This is a genomic window from Streptomyces sp. NPDC048434 (assembly GCF_043200375.1).
GTDB lineage: Bacteria > Actinomycetota > Actinomycetes > Streptomycetales > Streptomycetaceae > Streptomyces.
Map to the genome: position 1 here is coordinate 1 of NZ_JBICXQ010000091.1, position 1,469 is coordinate 1,469.

Below are 1,469 nucleotides of genomic sequence, written 5' to 3' on the forward strand. Positions count from 1 at the left end.
CAATACCGGTGATTTAGGTTGTTTTCCGGCTGGCAGGTCTGGTCTTGGTCGGGCCGACCAGCGTCGCGCGGGGAGTGTCCGGCCGAGCCGGGTTGCGGTGCTGGGTGCGTTTGAGTTTCCAGTTGGACATCTTGCGTTTGATGACGCGGGGGCTGGCGCGCAACCGCCGGGGTGGCAGGGGCCGTTCGCGGATCTCATGCAGGGCTGTGGTCAGGGCCCGGGCCAGTCGTGAGGGGGGAAAATGCCGCCTGGTCGGTGACGTGGCGGCGGACGATGCGCAGGGTGCGGGTGAAGGAGATCCGGTCGGGGTCCTGGCCGGAGTGCTGTGCTGCCTGGTGAATCAGGTCCCGCAGGGCGTGGTGCACCAGGAGGAAGCCGAAGATTTCCTGTTCGGCTCCGCGGGGGTGCTGTGAGCGCAGAACGAGGCGGGGACCGCCTTGATGGGTTTTGATCTCGTCCAGCGTGGTCTCGATCTCCCATCTCTGGGCGTAGAGCAAGGCCAGTGATGTGGCGGAGGCAGCCTTGGGGTCCAAGATGGTGGTGATCAGCCGGTAGACCGTGCCGCCGGGGCCGAGGGTGTACTCGATGACGCGGACCCGTGCCGGGTCCGCGCGTCGGTTCTTGTCCCTGGCGGCGACGATCTCCGAGACGTAGGAGCCGTCCTCCAGCAGGGCCCGAATGGGCAGAACGGCGTCATTCTTGACCCGCCACAGCAGGTCGGCACCGGTTGCGGCAGCGGCCTGCCACAGGTCGAAGCCGCGAAAACCGCGGTCGGCCAGCAGCAGCATCCCCGGCGTCAGTGCGCCGAACAGGCGCTGGGCCAGCTCTGTTTCATGGACTGCCAGCGGACCGGTCTCGGCCGCGAAGACGGCGTGAGTGCCGCACTCGACCAGCGCGGCCACTCTCACCTGCGGATAAGCGCTCTTCTCCTGTCCCCGGCAGACTCCCGGGCGACCGAAGAAGCCGGCATTGGCTTCGGTGTCGGGCACGTCGAAGGTGGTGCCGTCCACGGCGACCAGCCGCCAGCTCCGGTACCAGGCCCCGCTCGTCTCTCCGGTCGCCACCGGTCGGCACACCCGGGCGAACAGGGTCTTGAGGGGTTCCGGGCCCAGCCGCAGCCGGGCCCGGCCGATCGCGGCAGTGGTCGGCACCCGCCACGTCCCCTTCCACCGACCCATCCGCTGCAGCCCGTGCGTGAGGAGTCGCGCGACCTCCTCATAGCCCTGCCCGGAAAACAGGCACATCGCCAACACGAAATAGACCACCACCCGGGCCGGCAACAGCCGGTGGCGTCGCTCAGCGCGGCCGCACTCCGCGATCACCTCATCCACCAGCTCCGGCGGAAACGCGCGGGTCAGCACCCCGAGCGCAATCCGGTCCGAAAGCCGGTCATCCACCGACGACTTCACCTGTCCGGGCCTTGGCACACCACTCCCAACGACCCGAACACCCCAAAGTCACCGGTATTG

Annotated in this window: 1 protein-coding gene; it reads right to left on the reverse strand. The window is 68.2% G+C overall.

What is annotated here, in order from left to right:
- Positions 1-194 precede the first annotated feature (194 nt).
- Positions 195-1,427: an IS4 family transposase gene (locus tag ACGFWI_RS38995; protein ID WP_393910800.1), complete on the reverse strand. Its 1,233-nt coding sequence runs from the start codon at positions 1,425-1,427 to the stop codon at positions 195-197.
- Between the last annotated feature and the right edge of the window lie 42 nt (positions 1,428-1,469).